Origin of the sequence: Streptomyces sp. PR69, assembly GCF_026420845.1 — a bacterium.
Lineage (GTDB): Bacteria > Actinomycetota > Actinomycetes > Streptomycetales > Streptomycetaceae > Streptomyces.
Map to the genome: position 1 here is coordinate 137,214 of NZ_JAOWCB010000014.1, position 17,068 is coordinate 154,281.

General features: G+C 72.5%; 17 protein-coding genes. 11 read left to right on the forward strand and 6 right to left on the reverse strand.

Going from position 1 to position 17,068, the window contains the following annotated elements:
- Window positions 1–240: 240 nt before the first annotated feature.
- Window positions 241–585, reverse strand: coding sequence for a hypothetical protein (locus tag OF819_RS16190; RefSeq protein ID WP_267244226.1), 345 nt, complete (start codon window positions 583–585; stop codon window positions 241–243).
- Complete coding sequence (locus tag OF819_RS16195) at window positions 569–802, reverse strand: hypothetical protein (RefSeq protein WP_323748931.1); 234 nt, start codon at window positions 800–802, stop codon at window positions 569–571. The genes OF819_RS16190 and OF819_RS16195 overlap by 17 nt, the downstream gene beginning before the upstream one ends.
- A 259-nt stretch (window positions 803–1,061) precedes the next feature.
- Between OF819_RS16195 and OF819_RS16200 the strand changes: the two genes are divergently transcribed.
- Window positions 1,062–2,321, forward strand: a complete 1,260-nt coding sequence (locus OF819_RS16200) for a helix-turn-helix domain-containing protein (protein ID WP_267244228.1) — start codon at window positions 1,062–1,064, stop codon at window positions 2,319–2,321.
- A 262-nt stretch (window positions 2,322–2,583) separates the two neighbouring features.
- On the opposite strand, the gene OF819_RS16205 is transcribed toward OF819_RS16200, so the two are convergent.
- Window positions 2,584–4,767, reverse strand: coding sequence for a protein kinase domain-containing protein (locus OF819_RS16205; RefSeq protein WP_267244229.1), 2,184 nt, complete (start codon window positions 4,765–4,767; stop codon window positions 2,584–2,586).
- Window positions 4,768–4,906: 139 nt separating this feature from the next.
- Here OF819_RS16205 and OF819_RS16210 point away from each other — a divergent pair, with 139 nt between their 5' ends.
- The 10 genes from OF819_RS16210 to OF819_RS16255 all read left to right on the forward strand — a co-directional run bounded on the left by OF819_RS16210 (window position 4,907) and on the right by OF819_RS16255 (window position 14,101).
- Complete coding sequence (locus tag OF819_RS16210; RefSeq protein ID WP_416370550.1) at window positions 4,907–5,230, forward strand: SH3 domain-containing protein; 324 nt, start codon at window positions 4,907–4,909, stop codon at window positions 5,228–5,230.
- Between the two features lie 33 nt (window positions 5,231–5,263).
- The gene (locus OF819_RS16215) at window positions 5,264–5,764 is read left to right on the forward strand and encodes a hypothetical protein (protein WP_267244230.1); all 501 of its coding nucleotides are present in this window, start codon (window positions 5,264–5,266) and stop codon (window positions 5,762–5,764) included.
- 116 nt (window positions 5,765–5,880) lie between these two features.
- On the forward strand, window positions 5,881–6,798 hold the full coding sequence (gene sigJ, locus OF819_RS16220; protein WP_267244231.1) for an RNA polymerase sigma factor SigJ: 918 nt from the start codon (window positions 5,881–5,883) through the stop codon (window positions 6,796–6,798).
- Between the two features lie 45 nt (window positions 6,799–6,843).
- The gene (locus OF819_RS16225; protein WP_267244232.1) at window positions 6,844–8,010 is read left to right on the forward strand and encodes an NAD(P)/FAD-dependent oxidoreductase; all 1,167 of its coding nucleotides are present in this window, start codon (window positions 6,844–6,846) and stop codon (window positions 8,008–8,010) included.
- A gap of 63 nt (window positions 8,011–8,073) precedes the next feature.
- Entirely contained in the window at window positions 8,074–8,862 is a 789-nt protein-coding gene (locus OF819_RS16230) for an ABC transporter ATP-binding protein (RefSeq protein WP_267244233.1), read from the forward strand.
- Window positions 8,859–9,650, forward strand: coding sequence for an ABC transporter permease (locus tag OF819_RS16235; protein ID WP_267244234.1), 792 nt, complete (start codon window positions 8,859–8,861; stop codon window positions 9,648–9,650). Before OF819_RS16230 ends, OF819_RS16235 begins: the two co-directional genes overlap by 4 nt.
- 258 nt (window positions 9,651–9,908) lie before the next feature.
- The gene (gap, locus tag OF819_RS16240) at window positions 9,909–10,922 is read left to right on the forward strand and encodes a type I glyceraldehyde-3-phosphate dehydrogenase (protein ID WP_267244235.1); all 1,014 of its coding nucleotides are present in this window, start codon (window positions 9,909–9,911) and stop codon (window positions 10,920–10,922) included.
- A 308-nt stretch (window positions 10,923–11,230) separates the two neighbouring features.
- Window positions 11,231–12,244, forward strand: a complete 1,014-nt coding sequence (locus OF819_RS16245; RefSeq protein ID WP_267244236.1) for a TauD/TfdA family dioxygenase — start codon at window positions 11,231–11,233, stop codon at window positions 12,242–12,244.
- Window positions 12,245–12,330: 86 nt separating this feature from the next.
- Window positions 12,331–12,720, forward strand: coding sequence for a cupin domain-containing protein (locus OF819_RS16250; protein WP_267244237.1), 390 nt, complete (start codon window positions 12,331–12,333; stop codon window positions 12,718–12,720).
- 97 nt (window positions 12,721–12,817) lie between these two features.
- The gene (locus OF819_RS16255) at window positions 12,818–14,101 is read left to right on the forward strand and encodes an MFS transporter (protein ID WP_267244238.1); all 1,284 of its coding nucleotides are present in this window, start codon (window positions 12,818–12,820) and stop codon (window positions 14,099–14,101) included.
- 72 nt (window positions 14,102–14,173) lie between these two features.
- On the opposite strand, the gene OF819_RS16260 is transcribed toward OF819_RS16255, so the two are convergent.
- The 3 genes from OF819_RS16260 to OF819_RS16270 form a co-directional block, all read right to left on the reverse strand.
- Complete coding sequence (locus OF819_RS16260) at window positions 14,174–14,992, reverse strand: LuxR C-terminal-related transcriptional regulator (RefSeq protein ID WP_267244239.1); 819 nt, start codon at window positions 14,990–14,992, stop codon at window positions 14,174–14,176.
- A gap of 4 nt (window positions 14,993–14,996) precedes the next feature.
- Complete coding sequence (locus tag OF819_RS16265) at window positions 14,997–15,677, reverse strand: L-threonylcarbamoyladenylate synthase (RefSeq protein WP_267244240.1); 681 nt, start codon at window positions 15,675–15,677, stop codon at window positions 14,997–14,999.
- A 152-nt stretch (window positions 15,678–15,829) separates the two neighbouring features.
- Window positions 15,830–17,011 carry a LeuA family protein gene (locus tag OF819_RS16270; RefSeq protein WP_267244241.1) on the reverse strand — a complete coding sequence of 394 codons (1,182 nt, stop codon included), beginning with the start codon at window positions 17,009–17,011 and terminating at the stop codon, window positions 15,830–15,832.
- Window positions 17,012–17,068: the final 57 nt, after the last annotated feature.

The following is a 17,068-nucleotide window of genomic DNA, read 5'->3' on the forward strand; positions in this document are numbered from 1 at the left end:
GACGGGCCCGGTCTCCTGGACGGCGCGGCCGCACGGGCCGCTACCGGCCCTTCGGCGGAGGGGCCTTGTGGCAGGCGCACGCGCACCGGAGGGTGAAGAGCGGCCGCTCACCAGGGTGGCGGGCGCCGCTGGCGTACACGTCCTGCGGGTGGCAGAAGGAGTGCTCGCCCAACTCACACTCACCGGACCGCCCGGAGCGCTCCGCATCAGCCCGCACCTGGGCGACCGTACGAGCCGCGCTCACCGCCCGCCCTCCATCCGCTTGCGCCATCCGGACTCCAGCAGGTCCAGCGCGTCCGGCAGCACCGGGAAGTGCGGTGCGCACTCGGGGCAGGTGTAGACGTTGAAGCCGGGCCCGGAGCCTGCGTGCACCTCGGAGACGACCACCGGCCGCGACGTCAGCGCGTTGCACCGTACGCACATCCTCACCGGCAGCCTGCCGACACCGGCCGCCGCGCACGACTGACACACCGCGCGGCGCCACACACCACCCGCCGTTCCGGTCGTCACCACGGCGAGCGGGCCCGTGGTCGACCCGCAGATCTCACACGCCTCTGCCGCAGGGGACTCAGGGGAGTTGGCCATCAGGCACCCCCGCGCCGACCACGTGGGCGTCAAGGCCGATGCCGAAGTCCGCCGCGAGGACCAGCGTCAGCCGCCGCCTCTGCTGCCGGGCCCGCTCCTGCCCACGCTCCCACGCCACCAGATAGGGCCGGACGAGCGCGGTCTCGCTCCCGTTTAGCGGCTCATCCAGTCCGTAGGGCGACCGCACCGCAGGAAGCCCCGCCGGACTGCCGGACACGGGGGGATGCGCCCGGACGGCCCGGCGGGCACGATGCCGACCCCCGCCACGGGGCCCAGAGGTCACTCTCGCCCACCCGGCGAGCACACGGATAAGGTCAGTCATGTTGACGCTCCAATCAGCGTTGGCCACGCCCCGGGACCGTTCGCGCGGTCGCCGGGGTACTGCGTTTCCTCATCGAATCGCCTCCGTTGATCGGTGAAGGGGGCCAGACAGGGGGCCAGGGAGGGGCCAGACTGGAATTCGAGAGGGGGCCAGGGTGAGCAACGAACGACGGAAGCAGTTCGGGGCCTATCTCGCGCGGCTGCGGCGCGAGGCGCGGAAGAGCCAGCGGCAGCTTGCCGACCAGTTGTGTGCGCTGTCGGGGCTGTCCACGTTGACGCGGAATGAGGTGTCCCGATGGGAGCGCGGCGAACGAGTGCCGGACGGCTGGTTACTGATGATCGCCCAGGCACTTGGGGCACCAGCGGGGGACCTTGAGCGTGCAGCTTCATACGCGCGTGGGGAGCCGCTGCCCGTTGAGGCGCTCAGCCCTGCCGAGGCGCTCAGCCCTGCCGAGACGCTCGGCCAGTTGCTGCCGCCGGACGATCTGCTGTTGCCTCTGGAGTCCGGTGGCGGACAGCGCATTGCGATGGACAGTGTGACAAGTCTTGCGGGCAGGGTTCATGGGCTGAGGCTGGCCGACGATGTGCTGGCCGGAGGCGACCTGCTTGCCCCCGCGTTCCGCGAGCTGAGCTCTGCTGTGCGTCTCTATCGGGAGAGCAGCCACACGGAGGATGTTGGGCGTGGGCTCCTCATCCAGATTGGCGAGCTCGCCCAGATCTCTGGATGGATTGCGAGCGATGCCGGGCACCACGACCGAGCCGAGAAGGCGTACCGGCTGGGCATCTCCGCCGCGCGTGAAGCAGGGGACCGGGCTCTCGTCGGTCACCTTGCGGGCTCGCTTGCCTACCAGTGGAGCAACATCGGCCGGGAACAGGAAGGCGTCGATCTTGCGCGCGCAGCGCTGGACGAGGCGGGGCCGGACGCTCATCCGAAGGCGCGGGCGCTGTTCTACGACCGCATCGCCTGGACGCACACCCGAGCCGGGGAGTCCCAACCGGCGATGCGGGCACTCGGCGAGGCGCACGAGGCGCTCTCAGCAGAGGCCAGCGGCGAGGCCCCTCAGTGGTCCTACTGGGTCAGTGACGAGGAACTCAGCGTCATGGACGCGCGGGTCTACACGGAACTGCGGCGACCACTGCGAGCCGTGCCGCTGCTCAGCAGCGCCCTGGCTGGCTACGACGCGACGCACGCGCGGGAAGTCGCCCTGTACCGCTCGTGGCTTGTCGTGGCCCTGGCCGACGCGAATGAGCCTGAGCAGGCTGCCCAGGAGGCGCGTCGGGTGCTGTCCGCCGAGGTGGCGAGCGAGCGAACCGCCGAGCGCTCACGCGTCATGCTGCGGCACCTGCAAACGCACGCGGACGCACCGGACGTATGCAGCTTGCTCGACGACTATGGGCACCTGCTTGCCGCGTAGATAAGCCTGCTTGGCTACTGGCGGTCTCAGCGAACTTGCCAGAGGCGATCAGGGGTGGGGTCCTGTCCGCCTGAGGCACCTACACCACCCAGCATGATCGGCCCCGGCCACGGTGTGGGCCGACTGCTGTTCGGCTGCCCGGCGGGGTGCTGGAAACGGGCGGGAGGGTGGGAAGGGCGCCCGCCCGGGCCCCGGGCGGCCCGCACGCACGGGCGGCCGCCCGGCCCGGGGGCCGGAAACCCGCACGCGCGGGGAACGGCGGCTACCAGCCCCCGGGGTCCCCCGCCTCCTGGGCGAAGACGGAGCCGTCGGGGGCGGTCCCGGCGATGCGGTCGGGGCCGGCGGTGACGGGGGCCGGAAGCACGGAGGGGAAGGTGTGCGGACCGTCCGCCATCCTCGGGCGCGTCTGTCCGAGCAGCACCCCGCTCTCCGCGTCGACCGCGAGCAGCCGCCCGTCCCCGGCGGAGACGTACACGCCGTTGCCGTCGCCGGCGGGCCGGGACAGATGGGTGACGCCGAGCTCCCGCCGCCAGAGCTGCCGCTCCCCGCTGACGGCGAGGAGCGAGCCGCCCGCCCCGCTGAGGTACACGGTGTCGTCGACCACGGCGGCCTGGGCCTGGTCGAGCGGGGCGGAGAGCGGGATTCTCCGGATGTCCCGTCCTTCGGACGGGACGTCGACGCGCACCACCGCGTCGGTGAAGCCGTCCCTGTCGGCTGCCAGCAGGAACAGCGCGCTGCCGGTGCGCCCCGCGGGGCTCAGTACGCCGGGCGCACGCCGCTGCCAGAGCGGGTCCCCGCTGACCGGGTCGACCGCGGTGATGAGTGTGGACGCGCCGTCCACGGCCGGGGTGGCGGCCACGAGGGGCCCGCCGCCCGCCGGGGCGGCGGTCCACTGTGTGCCGACCCCGCCGTGCCGCCGGGCCCAGCGCTCCTGGCCGGTCGCCGCGTCGACGGCCCGCACCAGCCCGTCGGCCGCGACGAGCAGCACGGTGTCGTCGCCCGCGTACTCGACGGTCGCGTACGAGGCGGTCTCCAGCTGCCAGCGCACCGCGCCGGACTCCGGGTCGAGCGCCTCCAGCCGCCCGCCGCCGGGGGCGGTCACCAGCAGCAGTCCGCCCATGCGCACGGGCGCGCCGCCCTCGTCGGTCTGCGCCCCGCCGCCGTCGGCCCGTACGGACCACAGGACGTGCCCGTCGGCCGTGCTGAGCCGCGCCGCCTTCACGCCGGGAGCGGCGCAGTAGAGCGAATCCCCCGATGCGGAGCACACGGGCGTCCGGCTTCCGTCGCCGTCGCCGTCGCCGTCGCCGCCCAGGGTGATGCTCCAGGGCCGGAAGCCCGGCCCGGGGGCCGACTGCCCAGCCGAGGCCGAGGGGTGGGCGGCCGCGCCGTCGTCCGTCTCGCCGTGCAGCGCGACGAGGCCCATCGCCCCGGCCGCACCGAGGGTGAACGCCGCCGCGGCCGCCGCCAGCCAGCGGGCCCGGCGCCGCGGTCCGGGCGGCGCGGGCTCCGGGCCGCCGGAATCCGCTCCGTCCGCCCTGCCCGCGCCGTCCGGTTCCCGCTGCGCCGGGATGTACGCCTGGGTGTCGTGCGCCGCCGTGGGCGAGAAGGCCCGCAGCGCGACCATCACCTCTCCCGGCGTGGGGCGTTCGGCGGGGTCCTTCGCCAGACACCGGCGCAGCAGCGGCGCGAGCCCGGCGGGGACGCCCGCCAGATCCGGCTCGTTGTGCACGACCTGGTACGCCACGATGTACGGGCTGTCCGAGTCGAACGGCCCACGCCCGGTGGCCGCGTGCACCAGCACCGCGCCCATCGCGAAGACGTCGGCCTCCGGCCCCACTTCGCGTGGCCGCTGGAACTGCTCGGGGGCCATGAACGGCGGTGTGCCGATCAGCTTTCCCGTCTCCGTGTGGAGTTCGCTGTCCGCGGGCCGGGAGATCCCGAAGTCGATGACTTTCGGTCCGTCTTCGGCGAGCAGCACATTGCTTGGTTTGAGGTCGCGGTGCACCACGCCCGCCCGGTGTATGTCGCGCAGCGCCTCCGCGAGCCCGGCGCCGAGTCTGCGCAGCTGCTCGGCGTCCAGCGGACCGTTCCGCTTCACCTGCTCGGCGAGGGTCGGCCCGTCGATGAACAGCGTCGCCATCCAGGGCCGTTCGGCGTCGGGGTCGGCGTCGACGACGGAGGCCGTGAACGCCCCGCTGACCCGCCGGGCGGCCGTCACCTCCTGCCGGAACCGTGCGCGGAACTCCGGGTCGGAGGCGTGCTCGGCATGAATGACCTTGACCGCGAGCCGTAGCCCGGAATCGGAGGCGGCCCGGTGTACGACGCCCATGCCGCCGGTGCCGAGGCATGCCTCAAGGCGGTACTGCCCGGCGTATTGCAAGGGCTCCGCTTCCGGAAACGAGCCGCTGACCGTCTCGACCGGCTCGATGCTGCGCCGCGGCGGCATGGGCCCACCCCCGTGTGTTTCGTGCGCAAGCGCGACGCTCGGAGCCTAGTCGATGACGCGTGCGATCCAGCCATCGCTTGCTAGCCTCGCGGCGAGCGCGGAGGGAACCGCGCGGATGCCGACAGCGGGGGGACCAAGGATGTCCGTCGAAGATTTCGAAGCAGCAGCGGCGGCGGGAGCCGGGGCCGCGGGCATGGCCGCGGAGACTCTGGCGGCCAAGCGCTATCCGGTCGCCCCCGGCGTCCGCCTCAACGTCCGCAGCGGCCCCGGCACCAACTACCGCATCGTCCGCGTGCTTCCGTACGGCGCGCGTGTGCCGATCAACTGCCAGAAGCCGGGGGAGTGGGTCCGCGGCCCGTACGGCACCTCCAACATCTGGGACAACATCGGCAACGGCGAGTTTGTCTCGGACGCGTATGTCTACACCGGCAGCGACGGCTATGTCGCGGTCCGCTGCAACTGAGAGCCGGGACGCCCACAGGGGATAATCGCCCCTGTGAGCGAGAACCAGCAGCACTCCAGCCCCGCCGGGCCGCAGCCCGAGCCGATCCGTTTCTTCGGCGTCACGTGGGTCGCCCACGACGGCGGCTACGGGCTGCGCCGCATCGGTGTGGCCGCCGGCTCGCTCGCCGCCGCCGTCGCGGGCTGTCTGGTGCTGCGGTTCGCCTATGAAGGGCTGTCGATCGCCCAGGTCGGCGGCTTTGTCAATGGCCTGGTCATCGCCATGTTCGCGGTGTGCAGCGCCATCGCCTTCCGCAAGACGTGGGAGGGCTTCACCCGCCGCCCCAGCGGCTCGCCCGCCGATGACTCGCTGCGCAGCCTGAAGGCGATCGGCTTCGTCGGCTCGCTGCTGGCTTACTTCCTCCGCTCGCTGGCCGAGGCCCCGGGCGAGAAGCTGCACCGCGAGGAGTACGAGACGGCCCGCAGGCAGTACGAGAAGCGGCGCGGCAGCCGCGCCGGGAACCCCGCGGCGCGCAAGAAGCCCAAGCGCAGGTAACCCCGGCACACGTGCAGCCCCGGAACACGGGCCGCCCCGGCGTCACACTCCGGGCGGCCGCGTCGTCATCCCCTTGTCCGCAGTACGTTCAGTCGCACGAGGGAGAGGGGCAGGAGATGGCCGAGCTGGCCGAATTCGAGGAGCAGCGCAGCCGACTGTGGGGGATCGCCTACCGCATCACCGGGTCGGTCGCCGACTCCGATGACGCCGTGCAGGAGGCGTGGCTGCGCTGGCAGGCCCTGCCGGACGGCGAGGCCGCCGACCCGCGCGCGTATCTGACGACCGTGGTCAGCCGGATCTGCTACGACCAGCTGGGCTCGGCCCGTGCCCGCCGTGAGGCGTATGTCGGCCCCTGGCTTCCGGAGCCGGTCGTCGCGGCGGGGACGGGCGCCGGCGGCCCGGCCGCGGCGGGCCCGTCCGACCCCGCGGACCGCGTCACCCTCGATGAATCCGTGGGGATCGCGCTGCTCACCGTGCTGGAGCGGCTCACTCCCGCGGAGCGCACGGCTTTCATCCTGCATGACGTCTTCGCCGTCTCCTTCCCCGAGATCGCCGAGGTGGTCGGCCGCACCCCGGAATCCGTACGGCAGCTGGCCTCGCGCGCCCGCCGCCGGGTGCGGGCCGAGGCTCCGCGCCGCTCCGTCGACCGCACGGAGCACCGCCGGGCCGTCGACACCTTTCTGGCCGCGGTCATGGGCGGGGATCTGGAGGGGCTGCTGGAAGTGCTCGACCCCGAGGTGGTGTGGCGCTCCGACGGCGGCGGAAAGATCACGGCCGCGCGGCGTCCGGTGCTGGGCGGCGACAAGGTGGCCCGCTACGCCCACGGTCTGATGCGCGGCTTCGACCCCGCCACGATGCGGGTGGTCGTCCGCGAGGTGAACGGCGCGCCGGGCCTGGTCTTCACCGACTCGGCGAGCGGTCAGGCGGCAGTCTTCGGCTTCACCGTGCACCGGGGGCGGATCACCGAGATCGACGCCGTCGTCAACCCGGACAAGCTCCGCCATCTGGATCTCGGGAGCCTGGGAAGTCTGTGACGTACGGGGCTGTCACACTCGGCGCGCCCGCGTCGTCCCCCTTGCATGAACACCAACGCCAACACCACACGGCAGAACTCGACCAGGCAGCGGACCAGGCAGCAGATCGTCGTGCTCGGCGCGGGCTACGCAGGTCTGCTGGCCGCTCTGCGACTGGCCCCGCACGCCGATGTGCTCCTGGTGGACCCCAGCGACCGGTTCACCGAACGCGTCCGCCTGCATGAGCTGGCCGCGGGCCGCCCGGATGTCACGCACCCCCTGCAACAGCTGCTGCGCGGCACCGGCGTGCGGCATCTGGCGGCGCGCGCCACGGCCCTGGACCCGGCGGCCCGTCAGGTGACCACGGACGACGGCCGGATCGTTCCGTACGACCGGCTTGTCTACGCCCTGGGCAGCCGCACCGGCCAGCCTCCCGGCCGCCCCTTCGGCCCGCAGGGCGACGCCGCGGACGAACGCGCCTACAGCGCCGAATCCGCGGAGGCCTTGCGCAAGCGGCTCGCGGACGGCCCCGGCGGCCTGGCCGTCGTCGGCGGCGGGCTCACCGGCGTGGAGCTGGCCGCCGAGCTGGCCGAGGCGTACCCCGAGTGGTCGGTGCGGCTGCTGTCCGCCGGTCCGCTCGCCGCCGGCTGCTCCGGCCGCGGCCGGGACCACATCCATACGGTGCTCGCCGCGCGGGGCGTCCGCGTCGAGGAGGGCCGCCGGGTCACGGACGCGTCAGAGGTGGACGCCGACGCCGTGGTGTGGGCGGCCTCCATGGTCCCCAACACCGCCCTCGCCGCGGCCGCCGGACTGGCCCTCGACCCGGAGGGGTCCGGCCGGATCGCGGTCGACGCCTCGCTGCGCTCCCTCACCCACCCCGAGGTGTACGCGGCCGGGGACGCGGCCGCCTCCCACGCGCCCGCGCCCGGCGCGCTGCGCATGGCCTGCGCCACCGCTCTGCCCACCGGGTCGCATGTGGCGTCGTCGATCCTGGCCGAGGCGCGGGGCCGCACCCCGAAGCCCCTGAGCTTCGGGTTCACGGCGCAGTGTGTGAGCCTCGGCCGCCATGACGGGCTGATCCAGTTCGTACGGCCGGACGACTCGCCCCGCGACCGGGTGCTCACCGGCCGGACGGCCGCCCGCGCCAAGGAGCAGGTGGTCCGCTCCACGGTCCGCTTCCTGCGGCTGGCCGCGCGCCGCCCGTCGGCGATTCCGCTGATTCCCGGCCTGTGATTCCCGGCCTGTGACGCCTGCCATGGCTTGACGGCCGGCAGCACCAGGAGGATTATTCATCACATGATGAATTCTTCTGGTGCTGCCGTGCTCGCCCGCGGCCTCACCGTCGTACGCGGAGACCGCACCGTCCTGCGCGGGCTCGACTTCACCGTCTGGCCCGGCCGTATCACCGGTCTGCTCGGGCCCTCCGGATGCGGCAAGTCGACCCTGATGCGCGCTCTCGTCGGCACCCAGGCCAGAGTCACCGGGACCCTCGAAGTCCTCAGCCGCCCCGCCGGGGACGCCTCGCTCCGCAGCCGGATCGGCTATGTCACCCAGGCCCCGTCCGTCTACGACGACCTGACGGTCCGGCAGAACCTCGACTATTTCGCCTCCGTGCTGCTGCCGGGCCGCCGCCGCGCCGAAATCCGGCGTCAGCACATCACCCGCGCCATCGAGGACGTCGACCTCGCCTCACACGCCGACGCCCTGGCCGGCAGGCTCTCCGGCGGCCAGCGCAGCCGCGTCTCCCTCGCGGTCGCCCTCCTCGGTACGCCCGAACTCCTCGTCCTCGACGAACCGACCGTCGGGCTCGACCCCGTACTCCGCCGCGACCTGTGGGACCTCTTCCACCGCCTCGCCGGTGAACGCGGCACGACGATCCTCGTCTCCTCCCATGTCATGGACGAAGCCGAGCGCTGCCACCGGCTGCTGCTCATGCGCGAGGGGCAGCTCCTCGCCGAGGACACCCCCGACGCCCTGCGTACCCGCACCCGCTGCGACACCGTCGAACAGGCCTTCCTCCACCTGGTCGACCAGGCCGACGCCGCGGCGCGCGACGCCGCCGCCCCCCGGGAGAACCGCCGATGACCACGACCCGCTCCGCGCCCTCCGCCGCCTCCCCTCAGGGGGGCCTCGCGCCCTCCGCGGCACGCACCCTCGCCACCGCCGCCCGGGTGCTGCGCCAGCTGCGCCACGACCCCCGCTCCATCGCGCTGATGCTGCTGGTCCCGTGCGTCATGCTCGTCCTGCTGCGCTATGTCTTCGACGGCAGCCCGCAGACCTTCGACTCCATCGGCGCCTCGCTGCTCGGTATCTTCCCGCTGATCACGATGTTCCTGGTCACCTCCATCGCCACCCTGCGCGAACGCACCTCCGGCACCCTGGAGCGGCTCCTCGCCCTGCCCCTGGGCAAGGGCGACCTCATCGCGGGCTACGCCCTGGCCTTCGGCCTCATCGCCATCGTCCAGTCCCTCCTCGCCACCGGACTCTCACTCTGGGCCCTGGGCCTCGACATCATCGGCTCGCCCTGGCTGCTGCTCCTGGTGGCACTCCTCGACGCCCTGCTCGGCACGGCCCTCGGCCTCTTCGTCTCCGCCTTCGCCGCCTCCGAGTTCCAGGCGGTCCAGTTCATGCCGGCCGTGATCTTCCCTCAGCTGCTGCTGTGCGGACTGTTCACCGCCCGCGCGAACATGCAGCCCGTCCTGGAAGCGGTCTCGAACGTCCTGCCCATGTCGTACGCCGTCGACGCCATGACCCAGGTCCTGCGCCACCCGGACGCCACCGGCGACTTCCTTCGGGACGTCCTCGTCGTCGCGGGCTGCGCGGTTCTGGTCCTCGCCCTGGGCGCGGCCACGCTGCGCCGCCGTACCGCATAGGCGTGCCGGAATTCCCCGTCAACTTGCCGAAGTCGGCGAACGAATCGGCAGCCTCCCCGCCGATTGCGCGTCAACGGCCGGCACGGTGCGTAGACTCCGGAATCTGGTCCACCGTTTCCATGCCGCATCCGTCATCGCCCGCCGGGAATCCGACGGCAATTCGGTGGATGCCCGGCTGGATTTCTGCTGGATTTCGGCTGGACCTTCGCCGCACACGTCAGGATTCGCTCTGCGGAATCCGAGAAGGGAAACCGGACGATGACTCTGCGCTTGGCCATCAACGGATTCGGCCGCATCGGCCGCACCGTGGCGCGCGCCGCCCTCGGCAGGACCGATGTGGAGGTCGTCGCCGTCAACGACCTCGCCGATCCGGAGCTGCTGGCCCATCTTTTCCAGTACGACTCCGTGCACGGCCGGCTGCCGGACGCGGTTCGGGTGGCGGACGGCTGCCTGGAGGTCGCGGGCCGCCGGATACGGGTGCTCCAGCAGCGCGACCCGGCCGACCTGCCGTGGGCCGAGCTGCGGGCGGACGTGGTGGTCGAGTCGACCGGCGTCTTCACCGACGCGGCCGCCGCCCGCCGCCACCTGGACGCGGGCGCGCGGCGGGTGCTGATCTCCGCCCCGGCCAGGAACGAGGACCTGACGGTGGTGATGGGCGTCAACTCCGACGCCGTCGGGCCGGAGCACACCGTGCTGTCCAACGCCTCCTGCACCACCAACTGCGCGGCGATGCTGGCGAAGGTGCTGGACGACCACTACCGCGTGCTGCGCGGCCTGATGAACACCGTCCACGCCTACACCAGCGACCAGCGGCTCCAGGACGTCCCCCACAAGGACTACCGGCGTGCCCGGGCGGCCGCCGCGAACATCGTGCCCACCAGCACCGGCGCGGCGCGCGCCATCGGCAAGGTGCTGCCCCGGCTCGACGGCCGGCTCGACGGCCTGTCCATGCGGGTGCCGGTCATCGACGGGTCGGTGGTCGACCTGACCGTCGAACTGGAGGCCGCCGTCACCGCCGGCGAGGTCAACGAGGCGTTCCGCAAGGCCGCGGAGGGTGAGCTGGCCGGGTTCCTGGAGTACACCGAGGCGCCGATCGTCTCCTCGGACATCGTGGGCTCCCCCGCCTCCTGCACCTTCGACGCCGGGCTGACGATGGTCAGCGACCGTCCGGGCGGCGGTTCGGTCGTCAAGGTCGTGGGCTGGTACGACAACGAGACGGGCTTCTCGCACCGCACCCTGGACCTGGCCCTCCTGGTGGGCGACACGCTCTGAGACACACCGCACACGGCGGCCGCTTCCCCTGCACTGACGCCGGGGGAGCGGCCGCCGTCGTATGCGGGGCCCGTTTCCCGGATTCCACCGACTGGTTCCGCCGGCTGGTTCCACCGATTCATTCCACCGATTCATTTCACCGGCTCCACCTTTGGTGGAGGACTCCGCCGTGGCGGCTCCACTTTCCGACGATGCGCCCGCGGAAGATCCACTGCCGGACGATGCCGGACGGCCGGTCGAAATCCGAGAATCGAGGAGAACGGAACCACCGGCGCATTTTTGTGCCACGCGCAGAGAATTGGTTATCGATGGAACCCATCTACGCATTGTCCGATGCCGAGCGCGGGGAGCTCTTCGCTGTGCTGGAGAGCATCGGCAAGAGCCCGTACGAGGACTATGTGGCGTTCAGCCGTGCGGTGACCGACGTCATCGACCGCGGCGAGGTTCCCGCCTTCTTCGCCGAGGTGTGCGAGCGCATCCGCGCCGACCGGCACAGCGGCGTCGGCCAGGCCCATGTGCTGCGCAATGTGCCCCTGGACGCGGAGATCCCGGTGCTCGACCTGGACGACCCGGTCGCGGACAAGCACCTGAAGAAGAAGACCTACGTCGGCGAGGCGCTGCTCGAACTCTTCAACCAGCTGCTGGGCACCCCGCTGCTGTCCTACGGCACCCGCTTCAACGGCGACTTCTTCATCGACGTCATCGCCATCAACAAGTACAGCGGGATGCAGACCGGGTTCAGCGACAGCGAGCTGGTCTACCACAACGACCGCACCGCGCACCCGGTGCGCGCCGACTACATCTCGCTGCTGGGCATGCGCACCCCGGCCACCGACTACATCTACACGGGCTTCGTGGACGGCCGCGAGCTGCTCGCGCACCTCACCGAGGAGCAGCAGCAGGTGCTGCGCCAGCCGTACTTCCACACTCCGTACGACGTCTTCTCCCGCGACAACAACGGCGCCCTGTCGGTCTCTGACGACCACGCCATCCTGGAGAACGAGCACAGCTTCCGCTACCTGGACACCACGACCACGGTCACGTCCTCGGCGCCCGAGGCCGCCAAGGACGCGCTGCTCGCCCTGAAGAACGCCCTGGTCCGCGCCGACAAGCAGCGGCACCGCATCCTGACCGGCGACCTGTTCGCCTTCGCCAACCAGGACGGCCTGCACAGCCGGGACAAGATGGAGATCAACGACCCTGAGGCGGCCCGGCAGCGCTGGCTGCTGAAGACCTATGCCTTCAGGGACCAGGCGGCCATGGACCGGCACTCCGACAAGTGGATCGACGGTGTGCCCGGCCGCGTCGGCGACGGCGCCTGAGCAGCCCGCCGCACCGCCCGCCGATTCCCCCGTACGCGTCGCTCCAGGCGCGCACCACCACCGCACACCCGAGGAACCCACCCCGCATGTCCGCAAGCACCCTTGCCGAGCAGCTGCCGACGCTCTTCGCGAACCTGCCGTCAGGCGAGTTCGGCCTGGCCGAGCTGGAGTTCGAGCCCCTGGTCAGCGATGGCCGCGTCGGCGCCGAGATACACCGTCTGTACTCCACCGAGCAGACCGGGCCGCAGGGCCCGGCCGCCGCGGTGGTGCGCTATCTGCCGGGGGCAGAGGCCCGGTCGCACCGGCACCCGGGCTTTGAGCTGATCTATGTGCTGAGCGGTGAACTGGAGACGGAAGGGGGCCTGCACCCGGCGGGCAGCCTGCTGGTGCTGGAGCCGGGCAGTGTGCACGCCCCGCGCAGCCCCAAGGGCTGTCTCGCGCTCGTGGTGTGGGAACAGCCCGTCCAGCCCGTCTGATCAGCCGTGCCGCCGGGCGGGCGCATCCCGCCCGGCGGCCCTCTTCCCCGCGCTTTGAACTTCCCCCGCTTTGAAGTGCGCTCCAGAAGGAGTGAGTGTGTCCGTCTCCCCGCCCACCGCAACCGACGCCCCCGGCGGCGCGCCCGAGGTGCGGTCCGCCGGCCGGTTCGGCCCGAACCACCGGTGGACCGTGCTCGGCATCGGCGTCGCGGCGCAGGCGAGTTTCTCCGCCGCGTTCGCGGGCATCCCCGTCACCGGCACGGTGATGCGGTCCGAGTACCACCTGTCCACCAGCCAGCTGGGCATCGTGCTCGGCGGCATCCTGCTCGGGGTCGCCGTCTCCGAGATCCTGTGGGGCCTGCTGACCGACCGGTACGGCGACCGCCGGGTGCTGATGACCGGACTGGCGTCGACCGGTGCGGTGCTGGCCCTCATGGCCGTCTTCGCCGTGCCCTCGGGCGGCTCGGTTCCGGGCGTGGCGCTGCTGGCCTTCTGCATGCTGCTGGTCGGCCTGCTCGGCGGCAGCGTCAACGGTTCCTCAGGGCGTGCCGTGATGGTCTGGTTCCACGAGGGCCAGCGCGGCTTCGCCATGAGCATCCGGCAGACCGCCATCCCGGCGGGCGGCGCGATCGGCGCGGCGCTGCTGCCATGGCTGGCGGACGGGTACGGCTTCCGCCCGGTCTTCGCGGTGCTGGCCGCCTTCTGCCTGGTGACGCTGGCCGCGACTTGGCGGTGGCTGCATGAGCCCGACGAGCTCCCGGCGACGGCCGGCGCGGCGACCGCCGCCGCACCGGCGGACACCCGTTCGCCGCTGCGCCGCTGGGACTGCTGGCGGCTGGCGCTGGCCAGCGCGCTGCTGACGATGCCGCAGATCGCGGTGCTGTCCTTCGCCGGCATCTTCCTGCATGACGCCAAGGGAGCGGGGCTGGTCGTGGGCAGCGCCACCATCCTCGTGGTGCAGATCGGCGGGGCGGCGGTCCGCGTGTGGAGCGGTCGCTACACCGACCGCAAGAAGAACCGGCGTACCTATGTGAAGTTCATCGGGGTGACCACGGGCATCGCCATGGCGGGCGCGGCGGCGCTCAGCTCCGCGCCTGTGCTGCTGGTCGCGGCCGCCCTCGCGGTCGGCGGACTGCTGGCCAACGCCTGGCACGGGGTCGCCTATACGGAGATCGCGGCCATGGCCGGGGCGCAGCGGGCCGGTACGGCCCTGGGCCTGGAGAACACGACGGCGTTCACCGGGGCGTTTCTGACCCCGCTGCTCATACCGCTGCTGCTGGACGGCACATCCTGGACGGCAGTGTGGGCCCTGCTGGCGGTGGCCGCGCTGGCAGCCGTGCCGCTGGCGCCGGGCAAGGCGGCGGTCCCCGCACGGACCTGATGTGACGCGACCCGGGAACTCCCATGCCCCGCGCGGCGTCGCGGGGCACGGGAGCGTCGCCGGGCGGGCGGGTCAGCCCGCGTCGCGTTGTCCGGTGTCGCGTTGTCCGGTGGCGTAGCGGATGCGCTGGACGAGCAGCACGGCTTCCACCCGGTTGCGGGTGTCGAGCTTGGTGAGCGCGTGGGAGACATGGCTCTTCACGGTCGCCGGGGACAGGGTGAGGGCCCGCGCGACCTCGGCGGTGGACAGACCGTCGGCGAGCAGGTCGAGGACCTCGCGCTCGCGCTGGGTGAGGGACTCCAGGAGGCGTTCGGGGCCGGGCCGGCGTGCGGCGCGGGCGGTTCCGGCGCTGGCGCCGGGCACGCCGGAGACGGCGGCCCGCGGCGGGGCGGCGGCCTGGCGGGGCGTCGGCGCGGACGACGCGCCGGGGCTGTGGGCGAGCAGGCCGGCGAGGGCGGGCGAGAGCACGAGGTGCCCGTCGGCGACGGCGTGCGCGGCGGTGGCGAGGCGGCCGATCTCGGTGTCCTTGACGAGAAAACCGGTGGCGCCCGCGTCCAGCCCGGCCGCCAGGCGCGGCCGGGTCCAGCCGGTGCCGACCAGCAGCACCTTGCGGGCGGCGGCCAGTGTGCGTGCGGCCGCCGCGAATTCGTCCTGCGCGCCGACGGCGATGACGACGACGTCGGCGCGGCCGACCGGCCACTCGGCGACGGGCCGGTGGCTGTCGACGCAGCAGATGTAGTCGAGCTGGGGCGCGTCGCGCAGGACCGTGCCCAGCACCCGGCGGGCGATCGGGTCGTGCTCGGCGAGGACGACTCCGGGTTTGCGCTCCTCCGGGGGCGCGGCGGCTCCGTCGGCGGCTGGCCAGTGTTCGCCGAGTGACCGGATGAGCATCGTGCTACCTCCCGCTCTCGAAGGTGACCCCGTCGCCGTCGAGGACGCCGAGGCGGCGGCTGAGCACATCGACGCCGACCGCTCCCGCACGCAGCAGGCGCGCCCGGGGGCCGACCACCGAGACGACGGTGCTGACGGTGGGCGGCGGGTCGCCCACGGCTCCTTCCGGGGCCTCGACGATCAGGTCGACGGCGCTCTCCAGTTCGGCCCGGACGGCCTGGAGGCCGGCCGTCCTGACGCCGTCGCGGCCGTGCACGCTGGCGGAGGCGGCGGCGAGGGGCAGCCCGCTGTAGAGGGAGAGCAGGTTGAGGGTGCGGCTCGCGTGGTGCACGACGGTCACGGCGCCCGTGCCGGAGACCAGCCAGGAGGGCAGCACCGGGCGGGCGGGCGCGACGACGCCGAGCGGTCCCGGCCACACCTCGTCGAGCAGTGCCTGGAGGCCCGGATGGTGCGGGGCGCAGGCCCAGCGCTGCCATTCGGGCGGCGCGGAGACCAGCAGGGACAGCGATCCTCCGGCGGAGCGGGGCCGGGCGGCCCGCAGCTTGTCGGCGGCGACGTCGTTGAACGGGTCGCAGAACAACCCGTACCCGGAGTCCGTGGGAGCGATGACGAGCGCGCCCCGGCGCAGCCGGTCCGCGGCAGAGACCAGGCCGTGGATGTCGTCGGATCGCACGATGCGGGTCAAGGTATTTCCCCCTGTGTACTGAAGCCTTGCGAGGGCGCCCCGGCGATGGGTCCGGGGCAGGACCGCCGGGTGTCCCCGGTTGGGATGGTACGGGCCGTTCTGGGGGCGCCCGCACGCCGTCGGGCGGGCGCCCCCAGATGTTCGGCCTGAGGTCAGATCGCCTCCAGGGCGCATCCCTTGAGTTCGCGCTGAAGCCGTGCCTGGAGGACGTCGAGGTCCTCGCAGTCGCCTCCTTCGCGTTCGGCGATGTGGATGCGGTAGAGCGTGTCCAGCTGCCCGTCGTCGACCGGGTGGCCGATCCTGTCCAGCAGATGGCGCAGCACCGAGCGGCCGGAGTGGCGGCCGATCAGGATGGAGCGCTGACGGCCGAACCGCTCGGGCTCGACGTACTCGTAGGTGGCCGGATTGCGCAGCATCCCCTGCTGGTGGATGCCCGCCGCCGTGCCGAAGGCGTAGGTGCCGAAGATGGCTTTGTTGCGTGGCTCCGGCAGGTTCACGATGCGCCGCAATACGCCGTAAGCCTCATACATCTTCGGCAAGTCGATGTCGGTGTGCAGCCCGGTGACGTCCTGCTTGTAGGCGAGGAGTGCCGCGATCTCCTCCAGCGCGGTGTTGCCGGCGCGCTCGCCGATGCCGCCGAGGGTGGCCTGGACCTCGTCGGCGCCCGCGACCAGGCCCGCCAGGGCGTTGGCGGTGGACAGGCCGAAGTCCTCGTGGCAGTGGGTGGCGATGCGGATGGGGGACGGCGCCCAGGCGCGGAACGTGCGGATGAGGGCGGCGTACTCCCCGGGGGTCATCGAGCCCGAGGTGTCGGCCACCACGAAGCAGGTGGCTCCGGCCTCGATGGCGCGTTCCGTCATCGGGCGCAGCAGGTCCTCCTCGCCGCGGCTGGCGTCCTCGATGCCGACGGAGACGGATTCGACGCCGAAGGAGCGGGCGAGCCCGACCGCCTCGACGACCTCCTCGACGGCCTGCCGGGGAGTGATGCGCCGCTTGTGCTCGCAGTGCATCTTGCTGCCGGTGGCGGCGATCTGGATCTGGTGGTTGGCGGTGCCGCCCGCCTCGACGGCGGTGACGATGTCCGAGGAGACGGCGCGGCAGAAGGTGGTGAAGCGGGCGCGGGTCAGATGCTTGGCGATGAGGCGGGTGGCTTCGAAGTCGCTGGGCGAGGAGGCGGGGAATCCCGTCTCGATGTAGTCGACGCCGAGGTCCTCGATGCGCAGGGCGAGGTCGAGCTTGTCCTTGGGGCCCATGGCGTTGGCGGGCGCCTGCTCGCCGTCGCGCAGGGTGGTGTCGAAGAAGGAGACGCGGCGCGTCTGGGACTGGTCTGCCATGGCGTCCTCGATTCTCGTCCCGGCCCGGGGCCGGGACGGGTGGATATACGTGTCAGA